This window comes from Streptomyces sp. NPDC020801, from assembly GCF_044334385.1.
In the GTDB taxonomy this organism is placed as follows: Bacteria; Actinomycetota; Actinomycetes; order Streptomycetales; family Streptomycetaceae; genus Streptomyces.
Window position 1 is genome coordinate 155,831 of the sequence record NZ_JBIRST010000013.1, and the last position, 15,927, is coordinate 171,757.

Below are 15,927 nucleotides of genomic sequence, written 5' to 3' on the forward strand. Positions count from 1 at the left end.
AAACGCTCGTGACCACCGGAAGCCCGGGACAGCAGCGCAGCGCCGACCTCGACATCCCCCTGCGCAGCCCCGCGTCCGAGACGCCGTACTGGCACCGGGACGAGCCGGTGCTCGCCGTCACCCGCCTCGACCCTGAATACGTCCGGCTCAGGGAGCACTTTCCCTGCGGCTGGAACCATCTCGTCCATGCCAAGTCCCTGTTCGACGGCATTGCCGCCCTCGACGTCCCGCAGATCGAGCCCTCGGCCGGGCGCCGGGAACAGACGGTGTCCCTCGTCCAGGCGGCCGCCCAGGAACTCCTGGCGTTCGCGGACAAGGAGACCGCACCCGGTGCCCAGGACGCGGTGCTGCACGCACGGACGGCCGCCCAGCGCCTGACCGTCTACGCCCGCACCGGCGAGTGGGAACCCATCACCCTGCAGGAGCCGCACCCCGACCGGCCCTGGCTCTACTGCGGACCCATCGCCACCTGGGCCATGCGCACGGCGGCACAGTCCATCGGGTTCCTGGCGGCCGTGCCCAGAGGCGACCTGCAGCAAGAGGTCGACATGGTCACCCTGCGCACGAGCTGGGTCCGTGACCGGGTGGCGGAGGTCCTGGGGGGCGAGGTCAAGTCCGTCCAGGACATGCAACCGTCCATGTACGTCCTCGACCTCCTGCTCAGTGGAGGCGAATCAGCCGTCGGACACAAGAACTTCGCGCACTTCTTCCCCCTGGAGGCCGCGCAGTCGCGGGTGAGCGGGCCGGAGTTCACCGTCGTCTTCGCCAACATCCACAAAGAGCGCATCCAGCACTGCTCGCTGAGGCTCTTCAGGGAGATCCAGGGCGAGGACGCACAGACCAGGCTCGACGCCCTGCTGCGCACCTCGCTGCGCTGGTTCCGCGGACACGACCTCGCCCACTTCTGGCGCAGGTCCACCGTGACGGAGGAGGGCAGGCCGGCGGAGAGCCTCACCGCCTTCGAACGCATGGCCCTGGAGGAGACGTACGCCGACGTCCTGGGCCTGCTCTCGGCCGGGCTGTTCTCCTCCGACCTGCACCTGGGGGAGGCCTACAGAGCCGAACTCTTCCGGTACCTGTCGCGGCGCCACCATCACTTCGCGGACACCACCGCCGCCGTCCTCACGGCCGGCTGGCTGCAGGTTCACCAGGTGTCCCTGGAGCCGGAGACGAGCAAGGACTGGCTGCCCGGCGCACGGCAGGCCCTGGAGGAACTGGCACGCACCCTGCACAGCACGCTGTGGGAGCAGGACGCCTCCCACGTCCCGGTCCTCCGCTCCGCCCTCGCGGCCGGCGCCGACTACCAGGCGAAACTCGGCAGCGTGTTCCAGTCGCTGCCCACCGATCTGTCCTACACCTTCGGCTGAGAGAAACATGAAACAACGTACTGTCGTCATCTCCGGCGCATCCTCGGGAATCGGCCTCGCCACGGCACGCCGCTTCGCCGCCGCGGGGGACCGCGTGGTGAACCTGGACCTGTCGCGACCCGACGAGGCCGACGCGGTGGGCGAATGGGTCCGGGCCGACGTCACGGACTGGAGCGGCATCCACTCCGTCCTGAACTCCGTGCACGCCGAACACGGCTCGATCGACGTCGTCGTCGCCAACGCCGGGATCAGCCTGCGCCGGACGTTCGTCGAGATGACCGAGAAGGACGTCCGCTCGCTCCTCGACGTCAACGTGCTCGGCGTGATGGCCCTGTGGCAGGCCGCCGCCAAGCACATGATCGCCGCACGGAGCGGGGTACTGCTCGCCACGGCGTCCACGAACGCCTCCGCGGGCTATCCGTACTACGCCGACTACAACGCCTCCAAGGCCGCGGTGCTGGCCCTGATGCGCACTCTCGCCCTGGAGCTCGCCCCCCACATCCGCACCGCATGCGTCAGCCCCGGCTACGTGATGACACCCATGCAGCGCGCCGAGTACACCGACGAGATGTTCGCAGAGGTCAATGCGAAGATCCCGGCCGGCCGCCACGCCGATCCCGCCGAGATCGCCGACGCCTTCTTCTACCTCGCCTCCGACTCGGCACGTTTCGTGACGGGCCAGCAGATAGTGCTGGACGGCGGGGAGCTGGCCGGCGGTACGGCATCGGCGCACGGCACCGTCTTCGGCTGAGCCATCCCGCCTCATCGTGAAAGGATCGACATGCAGCAAGGCTTCGAGATCGGCCGGCACGGCAGCGGGGCCGGGACTCTCGTCACCGCCAAGGGCGATCAGCCGCTGAACACCCTGGAGCGCGCCTGGTTGCTGGACGAGCTCGCCAAGTCCGGCTACCTGCTCTTCCGGGGTTTCGGCCCGTCCATCGAGCAGTTCTCCGAGCTGGTGCAGTCGGTGTGCACCCGTACCACCCTCGATCCGGCGCGCGAGTTCAGCGAGGGAAAGACGGTCCAGAAGGTCGATCTCGGGACCGGCGCGGTGGGCCTGCACGTGGAGCACGGCACCAACCCGCTCACTCCCGACGTCACCTGGTTCATGTGTGAGAGCGCGGCCCGTGTCGGCTCCCAGACCACGGTCTGCGACGGCTACCGCGTCTGGGAGCAGCTCACCGAGCAGACCCGGCAGCTGTTCCTGGACCAGGACATCCTCTACTCGCGCAACATCAGCGAGGACGCCTGGCGGGCGCTGACCTCCAGCCTCCTCAACGGGGCCAAGCCGGACGACGAGATCACCGTCGACGATCTCATCGAACTCGCCAAGCTCTTCGGTGAGGACAAGCTGCAGATCCGCGCCAACGACGACGGGTCGATCCACTACGTCTACAAGGTGCCGGCCGCGCACCCGACGCTCTTCGGGGAGCGGCTTTCCTTCGCCAACAGCATCCTCGGCCCCTCCTACCACTACGAGAAGCCCCGCATCGCCTTCGCGAACGACGAGGAGATCCCACAGGAGGTCATCGCGGAGATCGAGAAGGTGACGGCCGGCCTGACGGAGGACCTCGACTGGCAGGACGGCGATGTCGCCATCGTCGACAACACGCGCGTCATGCACGGACGCCGAGCCATCCAGGACGCCGATCGTCGCAAGATCTACGTCGCCCTCGGCTACGTCGACGATCAGCGCTGACGTCCACCCGGGTGCGGTGGCGACGGTCACCCGGCCCACAGACGACGCACCGGGCGGGCAGTGAGCGGCACAAGGACCTCACTGCCCGCCCGGGCCGCCCAGCCAACAGCTGTCCCGGGCCTGTCCGACCGAAAGGAGTCCGACATTTCCTCGCCGACGAATTCCATCAGCATGTTGCGCCGCGCAGCCTCCGAGCTGCCGCGGCGTCGTCTCAAGGATGACTGGTCCTACATCTACTGGAACAACACGGCTCTTTTCTCGGAAGAGTTTCAAGACATCATCTACTCCCTTCTCGTGGAGATCTCCACCAAGGCGTTCGGCGCGGACATGACACCGTACTGGCGCGACCGCAGAAAGGGTCGCTTCTTCGAGAAGGTCTCCAAGTTCTGCCTGCTGGTGGACCCGTTGGGCAACATCAGTGGATGGACCGGGTACCACCGGCGCATCTTCGGCAACGCGCACTGCCTCTACCTGGACTCCAGCGGCGTGCTTCCGGAATCACAGGGCGGCGGTCTCATGGGGCACATCCACGCGAAGATGATCGCCCTGGAATGCCTCAACTACGCCCCTCGGCCGGTGTATCTGGTGGCGCGGACGGAAAGCCCCGTGGTGTACCGCCTCCTGCGCAACGGGTGCGGCGCGGGAAACATCTGGCCGGCCCCGGACACCGTCGTCGACAGGAACACTTCACTGATCGCCACCGACGTGGCGGAATGGCTGGGCCAGAGCGACAAGTTCGACCCCGGCAGCCTGCGCATCCTCGGTGCCTACGACAATCTCGACGCCCTCTACGGCGACCTGCCCAGCTGCGGTGATCGCAGCATCGACGACTTCTTCCGCAAGACACTGCGCCCGGAGGACGCCTACATCGTGATCGCCAAGGCCGGCTTGCCCAGGATCGCCCAGCAGTGGGCCAAGAGGGAGATCAAGGCGGCGCGTGCCGCGCAGTCGCAGCGTTCACCGCGGCTCGCTTCGAATCCGGCAGGAAGGTGACACAACCCATGGCTGCCGACACACCGGGCGAGTCCCGAATCGCCGAGCGCGCCAAGGACGTTCTGGCGCCCCTGCACGCCGGTTTCCTGGACAAGGCGGAAAGCCTCTATCTGGACCTGCACCGCCATCCCGAGCTGTCGCACCAGGAGGAGCGCACGGCCGCCCTGGCCGCCGAACACCTGGAGAAGGGCGGGTTCGACGTCGTCACCGGCATCGGTGGCCACGGCGTGGCAGGCGTACTGCGCAACGGCGAGGGCCCCACCGTGATGCTGCGCGCGGACATGGACGCCCTGCCGGTGCGGGAGAACACCGGACTGCCGTACGCGAGCGAGCGGCGCGCCCTGAACAGCGAGGGCGAGGAGGTGCCGGTCTCCCACGCCTGCGGCCACGACGCACATATGAGCAGCATGCTCACGGCGGCCGTCCTCCTGGCCCGGGCCCGGCACACCTGGCGAGGCACCGTGCTGGCCGTCGCGCAACCGGCGGAGGAGACCGGCGACGGGGCGCAGGCGATGCTGCAGGACGGGCTCTACAGCCGGATCCTCAAACCCGACGTGGTGCTCGCCCAACACGTGGTACCGCTGCCGATCGGGATCATCGGACACCGGTCAGGGCCCATGATGGCTGCCGCCGCGGTCGTGAAGGTCAAGATCTTCGGCCGCGGCGGACACAGCTCCGCACCGCAGGCCGCGATCGACCCCGTCGTGATCGCCGCACACGTGATCACCCGCCTGCAGACTATCGTCGCCCGTGAGACGGACCCGGCCAGCTGCGCCGTGGTGAGCGTCGGCACTCTGCACGCCGGCACGAAGGCCAACATCATCCCGGAGACCGCGGAGCTCGGAATCAGCGTGCGGTGCTACGACGACGCTCTCCAGGACCATCTGATCGATGCCATCAAGCGCATCGTCGAGGCGGAAGCCGCGGCCTCCAATGCGCCCCGCCCCCCTGAGGTCGAGGTGATCGAGGGAGTCCCGGTCAACGCCAACTCGCCGGCCCACACCAGCACCGTCCGTGCCGCCCACGAGTCCTGTTTCGGTGAGGACCGGGTCATCGAGATGCCGCTGCTGGCAGCCAGCGAGGACTTCTCCTACTTCGGCACCGCGGGCGCGGGCGTGCACTACGACGGCACGGCGGTTCCCACCGTGTACTGGGTCGTCGGAAGCACCTCGATCGAGGCGTGGCAGGCGGCTCCCGGCGCCACCGCGCAGGAGAAAGTCAGGCACCTGCCCACCAACCACTCACCGCAGTTCGCCCCGGACCCGCGGCCCACGCTCCTCACCGCGTCGGAAGCCATGGTGACGGCCGCGCTCTCCTACCTGGCCGACTCAGCAAGTTGAAGGAACCACAGGTGTCGACGAAACCCAACCACAAGATCGGATACCGGGAAGCCACCGCGCTCGGTGTCGGCGGCATCATCGGCGCCGGCATCTTCGTCCTGAGCGGTACCGCCAGCGGTATCGCCGGACCTGCAGTGGTCGTCTCATTCGGTATCGCGTTCGGGGCGTCACTCATCCTCAGCCTGTGCTACGCGGAGCTGAGTTCCATGCACGACGACTCGGGAGGACCGTACGCCTACGCCAAGCGCCACCTGCCGCCGGCCGTGGCGACCGTCGTGGGCTGGGCCAACTGGGGTGCGTGGATGTGCGCCAGTTCCTACGTCGGCATCGGTGTCGGAAGCTATCTCCACCTGCTGGTGCCCGCCCTGAGTCAGCAGGTCGCCTCTGCCGTGGTGATCACCGTCTTCACCTTCCTGAACCTTCTGGGAATCCGCTTCTCGGGCAAGGTGCAGTTCATCGCGCTCATCCTGACCGTGATCGTCCTGCTCGGCTTCATCGCCGTCGGTGCCGCCCACGTGGACACGGCCAGGTACACGCCGTTCATGCCACACGGTGTGAGCGGTGTCATGCAGGCGGCACTCATCGGCTTCCTCGCCCTGACCGGCTGGGACGCGATCGTGGTGTCGGCCGAGGAGATCGAGCATCCCCGCCGGACCATCCCCCTGTCGATCCTGACGAGCCTCGGCATCTCCTTCATCCTCTACGCCGGGCTCCTGCTGATCGAGAACGGGATCATTCCGTGGGACAAGCTGGGCGCGTCGAAGACCCCCGTGGTGGACGTCAGCCGGGTCTTCTTCGGCTCGCACGGGCCGTTCATCGTCAACTGCATCGTACTGATCGCCCTGTTGGCCGCGGTCAACGCGAACCTGATCGTCATCTCGCGCGCCTCGATGGTCCTGGCCCGCGACCGGCTGGCTCCCCGCGTGCTGAACCGGACCATCACCGGCAAGCACGTGCCCGCCGTCGCGATCGTGTGTGCCGGGATCGCGCAGACACTGATGTCGGTCGCGGGAAACCTGCGATTCGCGGTCTCCGCGACGGGGTTCCTCTACACGCTCACCTTCATCACATCGATCCTGGCGCTGTTCAGGGCGCGTCGGCACGGCATCGTCGCCTCTTTCAAGGTGCCGCTCTATCCCTTGATCCCGGCCCTCGCGCTGCTGCTGTGCTTCGTCTTCATCACCTCGGCCGGCGTCGCGGGCATTCTCACCGGCGTCGGATGGATCACCCTCGGCCTGTGCTACGGGCAGTGGAGGAAGCGCAGTGAGCTGAACGAGCAGGTTCGTCTGCTGTCCGAGGAAACCGGCACCGGCACCGCATCGGCGACCGATGTCCTGAGCCGGCCGATGGGCGACCAGAAGGGAGTCTGATCAGAGGTGATGCGGCCCCCGGCGCACTGCTCCCAGGCCACAGGAGCAGCATGCGCGCTGTCCTGATCCAGGCCGACGTGGATCACAGCCGACCCCTCGAACAGCGCGTGGCCGCACTGTGCGACACGGTCGTCGCGCAGCGCCGCGCCGATCTCGTCATCCTTCCGGAGCTGTGGGCGACCGGCTACTTCGCCTTCGACGACTACGACCGCACGGCCGAGCCGCTCGACGGGCCGACCGCACGGGCCCTGAGCCGAGCGGCGGCCGACGCCGGCGTCCATCTGCATGCCGGGAGCGTCGTCGAACGCGGGCCGGGCGGCAGGCTCTCCAACACGAGTCTGCTCTTCGGCCCCGACGGCACCCTGCTGCACGCCTACCGCAAGGTCCATCTCTTCGGCCACCGCTCGAAGGAGTCGGCCCTCCTGGAGCCGGGCGACACCGTGCAGGCCCTGAACACGGGAATCGGCCGGGTCGGACTCGCGGCCTGCTACGACCTGCGCTTCCCGGAGCTGTTCCGGGTGCTGGCCGACGACGGCGCCGAGATCCTGCTGGTCGCCGCCGCCTGGCCGGCCGCGCGCATCGGGCACTGGCGGCTGCTGGTGCAGGCCCGGGCACTGGAGAACCAGGCGTGGATGCTGGCATGCAACGCGGCCGGACGCCAGGGCGACGTCGAGCTGGGCGGAACCAGCCTGATCGCCGACCCGTGGGGCCGGATCGTCGCCGAGGCGGACAACGGCGCCGCCGTGCTGTCCGCGGTTGTCGATCCGGCGGACGTCGCTCGGGCCCGCGCAGGTTTCCCCGCCTTCTCCGACCGCCGCATACCCACCGCCCGCGCAGCGGCCGCGGGCGCTGTCGTACATGACCCGGCTGCCTCCGCGTGGCCCACTCGCACGGCGCACGCGCCGAACTGCAGCCACTGAAGAAGTTGCTGACCAAACCCGAGGAACTCCCCATGATCCAGTCCGAGACCGCGGCCCCGGCGGCTCCCGCCACGCGCCGGCTCACCGTCGGCATGTCGCCGCAGATCGCCGCCCGCTATCCGCAGTGCCGCACCGTCTTCCTGCTGGTCCAAGGCATCAGGAACCGCGAGGTCTGGCCCGAGACCGAAGAGGCACTGGCCGCCTTGGAAACCGAGGTCGGGCAGGGCCGGCGGCACATCCCGGACGAGGACGAGTCCGCCGTCTCCGTCTGGCACGAACTGCTGCGCAGCTTCGGCACCAATCCCCGCCGAGCACGCCCGAGCATCGACGCCCTGGGCCGGCGCCTGCGCAAGTCGGGCCGGCTGCCCCGCGTCTCCCCGCTCGTGGACACCTGCAACCTGGTGTCGCTGACCCACATGCTCCCCACGGGCGGATTCGACCTGTCCGCGTTCCACACCGGCATCGAACTGCGCTTCGCGAAGCCCGACGACATGTACGTTCCGCTGGGCGAGCCGGACAAGACCGAGACGCCGCTGGAGGGCGAGGTCGTCTACGCCGACGGGCGGCAGGTGATGACCAGGCACTGGAATCACCGGGACTCCGACGTCACCAAGGTCACGGCCCACACGCGCGACGCCGTACTCCTGCTCGAGGGCATCGCCCCGGCCGTCCCGGCCCGGACGCTGCTGCAGGCACGCCAGGAACTCGCCGACCGCGTGGCCGCCCACGCCGAGTCCGTCAGCCTCCATGAGATCGACCCGGCGGCGCCCTCGGAGATCGTCTGGGAACCGACGCCCTGAAGGGCACACGGCCACAGTCGGGCGGGCCGCGCCCGCCACCGACACCGCCGGGAGGGCCGCCGCGATCCGCACGGACCGACGCGGCGCTGCCGGCGGCCCGACGGGTGCGCGGTCACCCGGCACAGCCCCTCCTCCGCGTGCCGTTCGCCAGGAAGCCGCGCCGAGCCGGCAGCCGGGCGACGCACCGGGCAGGCTCGTCGTTCGAGAAACGGAAATGGCATGAAGCTGTCACGACCCGGCCGTCGAGCGGTCCCGCCGGCCCCGGTCGCAGTACTTCAAGCGTGCTCTCGACCGGATCGGCGCGACGGCCCACGACCAAGGAGACCGCCTCGCACCCCCGGCGGCCCGTACGGACTTGAGCGCCGGGGGAGCCCTCCCCGAGGACCAGGATCACCGGGAGGGGCCGTGCGCGGGCTCGTCCTCCAACTCGTAGAAGCCACGGCCGTCGAGGAAACGGACGGTGCCCAGGTCGCGCAGCAGCACCTCGTCCACGTCGTGGGCCATCGACAGCGCCATCGGGTACGTGGAGTCGTCCACCGTGCGGAAGATCGGGTCCCCGGGGCAGACCATCGTCCGTATGCTCTGCACGCTCTCCAGGGCCTGCAGCTCCTCGAGCCCGTGGTAGGCGCGCAGTCGCCCACGGACCGGCGAGACCATGCCGGCCCAGGCGACACTGCGGCGCACGGTGTAGTCCTCCTCGTGGCGGGCGAGGAAGCGCTCGGGATCGGTGCAGGCGTCTATCGTCCAGCTGATCTGCGACTCGCCCGTGGCCTGTTGCGTGTGCCCCGGCAGGTCCAGTCCGGAGATCCGGGCACCGACCTCCACCAGGCAGGGGCCGTCCGGCGTCAGCTTGACCTCGATGTGCGCGGGACCGTGCCGGATGCCCAGGGCGTCCAGGACCCGCAGGCCGTAGTCCACGACCTGCTCCTGCACCTCGCCGCGACGCGGCAGCAGATGGCAGGCCACCGCCAGATCGGTCACGCCGTTGGCGCTGATGCGGTGGGTCTTCCACACGTCGCTGACATGGTGGTGGCCGTCCCGGCTGACCGTGTTGACCAGGTATTCGGCGCCCACCAGGTACTCCTGCGCGACGACACCGTCCCCGGCCTCGGAGAAGATGTTGCGCCGGCCGGAGAGCCGGCGGAAGGCGCGCACCGAGTCCTCCGGGGTGTCACACCACTGGACACCGTCGTTGGCGGCACTGCGCAAGGGCTTGAGGATGACCCGGCGGCCCAGCTGCCGGTGCCACGCGAGGAGTTGCTCCTCGTCGTGCACCCGGATCTGCTCCGCGCCGCGCAGTCCGCAGGACTTGATGCGCTCGATCATCTCGAACTTGTTCCGGCGCGCCCGGCTCAGTGCGGTGCCGTTGGTGGGGATGCCCAGCGCGTCAGAGAGCTGCTCGCTGAGTGCGTCCGCCAGTTCCACCCCGAGTTCACCACCGGCCAGGACGGCGAGCGGCTTGAATTGAGTCAACTTTTCGGCCGTTTCGCGGATGTCTCCGTGATGCACGAAGTCGGCCACATAGGGGTGCGGATCCGGCTTGCCCCGGTAAAGCTCCGGTATTTCCGGCGTGCTCTGCACTCTGATGGGTGTGATGCCGGCGGCGGAAAAACCGGCGGCCAACCGCTGAGAAAGGGCATAGGTGTCGACCAGGGCTACATGACGACAGTTCACCTGCACGGAAACCTTTCGATTCGGAACGGCAAAGCCACATGGAGGGCTGACCGAGGCCGCTACGATTCCAATCGATGCCGGAGATACTGTCAACCGGTCCTGGCAGAAAATGACCTGACATGACGTCGTGAAGTGCGTGACGAGGATTACATGCAAAGGTAAGGGACCGAACTCCGTACGATTGCAACCGTGTGGTTGCATGGGATCGCGATCACGGCGCGCCTCAAATAGACCGCTCGTTTACCATGGGGGAATTCTTGACGCTCGGCCCGAATGTAGCACGCGCCTTCGGAGCGGTTCGTCTGGGCGGATTACCGAGAAGCTTCTGGGTCGTCTTCTCAGGCCAGTTCATCAACCGCATCGGCAACATGGCCGTACCCTTCCTGGTGCTCTATCTGGCGGATCAGGGTCTGACGGCCGAGGACGCGGGACTGGTCCTCGGCGCAGTGGGTGTGGGCGGTCTCGCCTCCCAGCCGCTGGGCGGTGTGCTAGCCGACCGGCTGGGCCCTCGCTTCGCGCTCGTGGCAGGGCTCTCCGCCAGTTCCGCCACCATCACCCTGCTCGGCACGGCCAGAGGTCTGACGGCGGTCCTCGCCGCCGCGCTGCTGTTCGGCGTCGTGGCCGACATCTACCGTCCGGCCGCCGCCGCGGTGGTCGCCGCGGCCGTGCCGGCCTCCGACCGCCCACGCGCCTACAGCCTCATCTACTGGGCCGTCAATCTCGGTGTGGCGCTGGGCGGTCTGCTCGCCGGTCTGCTCGCCGGGCACGGCTACGGCACCCTGTTCGCCGTGCAGGCGCTGACCACCGGGGCGTTCGCCCTGGTGACCGTCGCCCTGCTGCCGGCGGACCGTCCGGAGCGCGGACGGGCGCCCGCCGCGGACAGGTCGGCCGCCCCCGGTGTGCTGCGCGATCGGCTGCTGCTCGCCCTGACCGCGCTCAACCTGGTCAACGGGGTGGTAGCCGCCCAGATCACGGTCGGTCTGCCGCTGGCCATCAAGGACGACGGCCTGGGCGGCTCCGTCTACGGATCGGTCTTCCTGGCCAGCGGCATCGTCATCGGCGTCACCCAGCCCCTGCTCTCCGCCTGGCTGGAACGGTACGACCGGCTGGTGGTGCTGGGGGTGTCCTGGCTGGTCTTCGGCCTGGGCATCGCCGCCACCGGACTGGCTCACACCGTACTCGCCTACCTCGTGACGGTGTGCGTCTGGACCCTGGGTGAGATCGGGGCGGCCAGCTTCGTCGGATCCCTGGTCGCCGATCTGGCCCCGGAGCGTGCCCAGGGCCGCTACCAGGCCACGTTCGGCTGGTCGTACGCGGCCGCGCAGCTGATCGGTCCGCCGATGGGAGCCCACCTGTACGCCGCCGCGGGGCCCGCCGTCCTGTGGTGGACGTGTGCCGTCCTGGGCGGCGCCGGGCTGGCCGGGGGGCTGGCCCTGGCCGCTCCCGTACGGCGCCGGCTGCGACAAACCTCCAAACCCATCACTCTGCAGAAGGTTGTGTGAACTGTGACGCTTACGGCAACGGACCACCCTCACATATCCTCACCGGCCGTCGGGCTCCTGGAGCTGTACCGGCGCATGAGCCTGGCCAGGCGGCTGGACGAGAAACTGCCCGACCTGGTGGCGCGGGGACTCGTCAGCGGGCCGATGCATCTCGGCATCGGTCAGGAGGCCGTCGGCATCGGCGCCACCGCGGCGCTGGAGGACGGCGACATCGTGACCGCCACGCACCGCCCGCACTCGCTGTACGTGGGATGCGGGCTGCCGCTGGACCGCACCCTCGCGGAGATGATGGGACGCGCCGACGGCCAGTGCGGTGGCCGCGGCGGCCACATGCTCGTCGGCGACCGCAGGCACGGCCTGCTCGGGCCGTCCGGCATCGTGGGCCACTCCCTGCTGCTCGCCGTGGGACACGGGGTGGCGCAGCAGCGCGCCGGCAGGCGGCGGACCACGCTGTGCGTCACCGGCGACGGCTCGGTCAACTCAGGTGCCTTCAACGAGGCGTTGAACATGATGGCGCTGTGGCGGCTGCCCGTGGTGGTGCTCGTCGAGAACAACGGCTACGGACTGAGCGTGCGGCTTGACCGCCATGTCCACGAGACCGAGCTGTATCGGCGGGGCGCCGCCTACGGGGTGCCCGCCGTGCGGGTGGACGGGGGCGACCCCGAGGCCGTGCGGGACGCCGTCGCGCACGCTGTCGGCCGTGCCCGTGCGGGCGGCGGCCCCACGCTCGTGGAGGCCGTGGCTTTCCGGGACTGCGCGTTCTCCGGCTCGGACCGCGGCGGCTACCGGGCCGTGGACGAATGGGACGGCTACGTCGATCCGCTGGACCGCGCCGCCGCGCGGCTGCGGGAGCGCGGCACACCCGAGCACGACCTTGCGCGCATCGCCCGCGAGACGGAGCAGGAGATCGAGGACGCGGTCGCTTTCGCCGCCGCCAGCCCCTGGCCCGACCCGGCCGATCTGCTGGTGTACGCCGCGAAGTGGGACGGCGGGCAGGGCCGATGAGGCAGATGACGTACAGCGAGGCACTCAACTGCGCGTTGCGTGAGGAGATGCGGCGGGACGATCGGGTGGTGCTGCTCGGTCAGGACATCGGCGTGTACGGCGGTGTCTTCTCCGTGACCCGGGGACTGCTCGACGAGTTCGGAGCGGGCCGGGTCATGGACACCCCCATCTCGGAGAACGGCATCGTCGGGGCGGCGATCGGTATGGCCATGAACGGTCTGCGGCCGGTTGTGGAGATGATGTACACCGACTTCATGACCCTCGCCCTGGACAGCATCGCCAACGGTGCGGCCGTCTTCCCCTTCGCATACGGCGGCCAGGTGCAGGTGCCGGTCGTCATCCGCTCCCAGGGCGGCGCCGGCATCAGCGCGGGCCCCCAGCACTCCAAGTCTCTGGAGGCGTGGACGGCCCACCTGCCCGGGATCCACACGGTGATGCCGAGCGGCCCGGCCGACGCCAAGGGGCTGCTGACGGCCGCGCTGCGCAGTGATGATCCGGTGGTGTTCGTCGAGCACAAGCTGCTCTACGCGGCCAGCGGGCCTGTGCCGGAGGGCGAGCACATCGTGCCCCTCGGGACGGCCCAGGTCGTGCGGCCCGGCACCGACGTGACGATCCTCGCCCTGTCCCGCATGGTCGGGGAGGCGTCGACCGCCGCCGTACAGCTCGCCGCGCAAGGCATCGAGGCCGAGGTGGTCGATGTCCGCTCGCTGCGTCCGCTGGACGTCGGCACACTGGCACGCTCGGCGCGCAAGACGGGGCGGGTGGTGGTCGCGGCCGAGTCCTGGGTCCGTTACGGCCCCTCGGCGGAGATTGCTGCCGCGGTGACCGAGGCGGCCTTTGCCGACCTGCGTGCCGCGGTGGTGCGGCTGGGCTCGCTCGGAGTGCCGTATCCGGCCAGTCCGGCTCTGGAGCCGGCCGTGATGGTGGATGCCGCGGCCATTCAGCAGGCCGTCGAAACTCTGGTCAAGGAGTAGAACATGTCAGGCAAGCGCTTCGAGGACCGGGTGGTACTGGTCACCGGGGGCGGTACCGGTATCGGCCGGTCGATCGCTCTCGCGTTCGCACGGGAAGGCGCGCGCGTCGTGGTGGCCGGGCGGCGGATGCAGGAGCTGAAGCAGACCGTTGTTCTGGCCCAGGAGGAGGGCGGCAGGGCGGATGCCCGCCCGGTGGACGTCACCGACGAGGAACAGGTCGCCGGCCTGGTGGGCACGGTCCTTGACCGGTACGGCGCGCTGCACGTCGCCTGCAACAACGCCGGGGTGCCCGGATCGGGCCGCAGACTCCACGAGTTCGGGGCCGAGGACTGGCGTCGTATCACCGACACCAACCTGCAGGGGGTGTGGCTGTCGATGCGCCACCAGATTCCCGTGATGCTCGAACAGGGCTGTGGGGCCGTGGTCAACGTGGCCTCCGTCGCCGGCGTCGTCGGCTATCTCAACGCCGCCCCCTATACCGCTGCGAAGCATGGTGTGGTGGGGCTGACCAGGACCGCAGCGATCGACTACGGGCCGGCCGGGATCAGGGTGAACGCGGTGTGCCCGGGCCCGGTGCTGACGCCGATGCTGGAGCAGGCGCGCAGGAACCGAGGGCCGTCGGCCGACGAGTTCTATCTGCGCAACATCCCCCTGGGCCGCCTCGGGCGGCCGCAGGAGGTCGCTTCTGCGGTGTTGTGGCTGTCCTCCGACGAAGCCTCGTTTGTGACGGGCCAGGCACTGGCCGTGGACGGGGGCTGGACGGCGCAGTGACTTCCCGCTCGCGGATACGCTCCCTGGACCTGCAGTTGGAACTGGATCTGGAACAGCGGCGGGGGCGCAGCCAGCAGTTGGTGGCGGGACTGCGACGGGCCATCGAGAGCGGCAGGCTCCTGCCGGGCTCGCGACTGCCCTCCACTCGTGGTGTCGCCGCCGATCTCGGGCTCGCCCGGGGCACGGTCACCAGTGCCTATCACCGTCTGATCGCCGAGGGGTACCTGGAGAGTGTGCAGGGTTCGGGGACCAGGGTCGCGGCTGCCCCGCACGGTGGGGCCCGCAACTGCCGGTCGCCGGTGGGTGCGCGCAGCCCGTGGCAGTGGAATCTCAGGCCCGGTCCGCCGGACGTGACGATGTTCCCGCGCACCGCCTGGGTCAGATCCACCCAGCGGGTCCTGCGGCTGGCGCCTGCCGAGGCGCTGGACTACGGGGATCCACGAGGGCGCCCGGAACTGCGCCAGGCCCTGGCCGACTACCTGGGCCGCAGCCGCGGGGTGGTCACCGAGCCCGACAGGATCATCGTCTGCCACGGCTTCACCCAGGCTCTTGGCCTGATCGCGACTGTCCTTGCCGAACAGGGGATGGGCACGGTGTCGGTCGAGGATCCCTGCTATCCCCTGTTCCGCAGTGTCATCGAGACGGCCGGGCTGAGTGTCCACCCTGTCGGGGTGGACGAGCGGGGGCTGCGCCCTGAGGGGCTGCGTGGCCGGGCTGCGGTCGTCACTCCGATCCACCAGTACCCGTTGGGCGTGACGCTGGCGCCGGGCCGGCGCAAGGACCTGGTCGCCTGGGCGGAGGAGGCCGACGCGGTCATCGTGGAGGACGACTACGACGGGGAATTCCAGTTCGGCAGGCAGCGGGTGGGGGCGTTGCAGGCCCTGGCCCCGCACCGGGTGATCTATGCGGGGACCACCAGCAAGACTCTTGCTCCCGGACTGCGGCTGGCATGGCTTGCGGTGCCGGGGGAGTGGGTGGAGCGGATCGCGGCGGCCAAGCGGGTCGCGGACCACCACTCGGCGGCGCTGACCCAGATGGTGCTGACGGATCTGTTGCGGTCGGGTGGATACGACCGGCACGTGCGCCGGTGCCGTGAGCGTTACCGGGTCCGGCGTGAACAGCTCAGGGCGGCGGTGGGGCGGGAGGTTCCCGGGGCATGGCTGGTGGGCGCGGAGGCGGGACTGCATACGCTGGTCCGCTGGTCGCCGGACGGACCGGGCGAGCGGGAGGTAGTACAGGCCGCCCGCCGGGAGTCCCTTGCCGTGGCCACACTGGGCGGCTACTGGGGGACGCCCGGCCCCCACCCGCCCGGTCTGGTCATCGGGTACGCCACCCCGCCGCAGCACGGTTATGCGGGTGCGCTGGGTGCCCTGGTGCGTGTCCTGGGACGCTGCTTCGCCGCCTGAGCCCGAGTTCCGACCGGTCCGCCCGGGGCGGGGTGCGGTGTGGGACCGCGGCTCGAACTCGATCGCCCATGGTGGGAATCGCCGGACGTGAGAGCGGCCTTCGTAT

At 69.5% G+C, this 15,927-nt stretch carries 14 protein-coding genes; 13 read left to right on the top strand and 1 reads right to left on the bottom strand.

Translation table 11 applies throughout. The features are described 5' to 3' along the window. The first annotated feature begins 8 nt into the window (after window positions 1-8). The 8 genes from ACH4UM_RS26040 (at window position 9) to ACH4UM_RS26075 (ending at window position 8,489) form a co-directional block, all read left to right on the top strand. On the top strand, window positions 9-1,367 hold the full coding sequence (locus tag ACH4UM_RS26040) for a hypothetical protein (protein WP_398183883.1): 1,359 nt from the start codon (window positions 9-11) through the stop codon (window positions 1,365-1,367). 7 nt (window positions 1,368-1,374) lie between these two features. Continuing rightward, window positions 1,375-2,118, top strand: a complete 744-nt coding sequence (locus ACH4UM_RS26045; RefSeq protein WP_398183886.1) for an SDR family NAD(P)-dependent oxidoreductase — start codon at window positions 1,375-1,377, stop codon at window positions 2,116-2,118. A gap of 30 nt (window positions 2,119-2,148) precedes the next feature. Continuing rightward, a complete protein-coding gene (locus tag ACH4UM_RS26050) occupies window positions 2,149-3,066 on the top strand; it encodes a TauD/TfdA family dioxygenase (RefSeq protein WP_398183889.1) in 918 nt (305 codons plus the stop codon). A 171-nt stretch (window positions 3,067-3,237) separates the two neighbouring features. After that, on the top strand, window positions 3,238-4,059 hold the full coding sequence (locus ACH4UM_RS26055; protein ID WP_398183892.1) for a hypothetical protein: 822 nt from the start codon (window positions 3,238-3,240) through the stop codon (window positions 4,057-4,059). Between the two features lie 8 nt (window positions 4,060-4,067). Beyond that, on the top strand, window positions 4,068-5,399 hold the full coding sequence (locus tag ACH4UM_RS26060; RefSeq protein ID WP_398183895.1) for an amidohydrolase: 1,332 nt from the start codon (window positions 4,068-4,070) through the stop codon (window positions 5,397-5,399). An 11-nt stretch (window positions 5,400-5,410) separates the two neighbouring features. Continuing rightward, window positions 5,411-6,769 carry an APC family permease gene (locus ACH4UM_RS26065; RefSeq protein ID WP_398183898.1) on the top strand — a complete coding sequence of 453 codons (1,359 nt, stop codon included), beginning with the start codon at window positions 5,411-5,413 and terminating at the stop codon, window positions 6,767-6,769. 50 nt (window positions 6,770-6,819) lie between these two features. Further along, window positions 6,820-7,689 carry a carbon-nitrogen family hydrolase gene (locus ACH4UM_RS26070; RefSeq protein WP_398183900.1) on the top strand — a complete coding sequence of 290 codons (870 nt, stop codon included), beginning with the start codon at window positions 6,820-6,822 and terminating at the stop codon, window positions 7,687-7,689. A 32-nt stretch (window positions 7,690-7,721) separates the two neighbouring features. Next, on the top strand, window positions 7,722-8,489 hold the full coding sequence (locus ACH4UM_RS26075) for a B3/4 domain-containing protein (RefSeq protein WP_398183903.1): 768 nt from the start codon (window positions 7,722-7,724) through the stop codon (window positions 8,487-8,489). Window positions 8,490-8,879: 390 nt separating this feature from the next. Here the strand turns inward: ACH4UM_RS26075 and ACH4UM_RS26080 are convergent, their stop codons facing one another. Continuing rightward, on the bottom strand, window positions 8,880-10,169 hold the full coding sequence (locus tag ACH4UM_RS26080) for an ATP-grasp domain-containing protein (protein WP_398183906.1): 1,290 nt from the start codon (window positions 10,167-10,169) through the stop codon (window positions 8,880-8,882). A 239-nt stretch (window positions 10,170-10,408) separates the two neighbouring features. On the opposite strand from ACH4UM_RS26080, the gene ACH4UM_RS26085 reads away from it, so the two are divergent. The 5 genes from ACH4UM_RS26085 to ACH4UM_RS26105 all read left to right on the top strand — a co-directional run bounded on the left by ACH4UM_RS26085 (window position 10,409) and on the right by ACH4UM_RS26105 (window position 15,821). Further along, window positions 10,409-11,665, top strand: a complete 1,257-nt coding sequence (locus ACH4UM_RS26085; protein ID WP_398183909.1) for an MFS transporter — start codon at window positions 10,409-10,411, stop codon at window positions 11,663-11,665. 75 nt (window positions 11,666-11,740) lie between these two features. Further along, complete coding sequence (locus tag ACH4UM_RS26090) at window positions 11,741-12,670, top strand: thiamine pyrophosphate-dependent dehydrogenase E1 component subunit alpha (RefSeq protein WP_398183912.1); 930 nt, start codon at window positions 11,741-11,743, stop codon at window positions 12,668-12,670. Window positions 12,671-12,675: 5 nt separating this feature from the next. Further along, window positions 12,676-13,644 (top strand): alpha-ketoacid dehydrogenase subunit beta, encoded by a 969-nt coding sequence (locus tag ACH4UM_RS26095; protein WP_398183915.1) that lies wholly within the window; start codon window positions 12,676-12,678, stop codon window positions 13,642-13,644. 3 nt (window positions 13,645-13,647) lie between these two features. Then, entirely contained in the window at window positions 13,648-14,415 is a 768-nt protein-coding gene (locus ACH4UM_RS26100) for an SDR family NAD(P)-dependent oxidoreductase (protein WP_398183917.1), read from the top strand. Further along, window positions 14,412-15,821: a PLP-dependent aminotransferase family protein gene (locus tag ACH4UM_RS26105; protein WP_398183921.1), complete on the top strand. Its 1,410-nt coding sequence runs from the start codon at window positions 14,412-14,414 to the stop codon at window positions 15,819-15,821. The genes ACH4UM_RS26100 and ACH4UM_RS26105 overlap by 4 nt, the downstream gene beginning before the upstream one ends. Window positions 15,822-15,927 lie beyond the last annotated feature (106 nt).

Coding starts and splice junctions, on each gene's coding strand:
- ACH4UM_RS26045 (WP_398183886.1), top strand. CDS start 1,375: ATGAAACAACGTACTGTCGTCATCTCCGGCGCATCCTCGGGAATCGGC.
- ACH4UM_RS26095 (WP_398183915.1), top strand. CDS start 12,676: ATGACGTACAGCGAGGCACTCAACTGCGCGTTGCGTGAGGAGATGCGG.
- ACH4UM_RS26055 (WP_398183892.1), top strand. CDS start 3,238: ATGTTGCGCCGCGCAGCCTCCGAGCTGCCGCGGCGTCGTCTCAAGGAT.
- ACH4UM_RS26085 (WP_398183909.1), top strand. CDS start 10,409: ATGGGGGAATTCTTGACGCTCGGCCCGAATGTAGCACGCGCCTTCGGA.
- ACH4UM_RS26070 (WP_398183900.1), top strand. CDS start 6,820: ATGCGCGCTGTCCTGATCCAGGCCGACGTGGATCACAGCCGACCCCTC.
- ACH4UM_RS26050 (WP_398183889.1), top strand. CDS start 2,149: ATGCAGCAAGGCTTCGAGATCGGCCGGCACGGCAGCGGGGCCGGGACT.
- ACH4UM_RS26100 (WP_398183917.1), top strand. CDS start 13,648: ATGTCAGGCAAGCGCTTCGAGGACCGGGTGGTACTGGTCACCGGGGGC.
- ACH4UM_RS26090 (WP_398183912.1), top strand. CDS start 11,741: ATGAGCCTGGCCAGGCGGCTGGACGAGAAACTGCCCGACCTGGTGGCG.
- ACH4UM_RS26060 (WP_398183895.1), top strand. CDS start 4,068: ATGGCTGCCGACACACCGGGCGAGTCCCGAATCGCCGAGCGCGCCAAG.
- ACH4UM_RS26075 (WP_398183903.1), top strand. CDS start 7,722: ATGATCCAGTCCGAGACCGCGGCCCCGGCGGCTCCCGCCACGCGCCGG.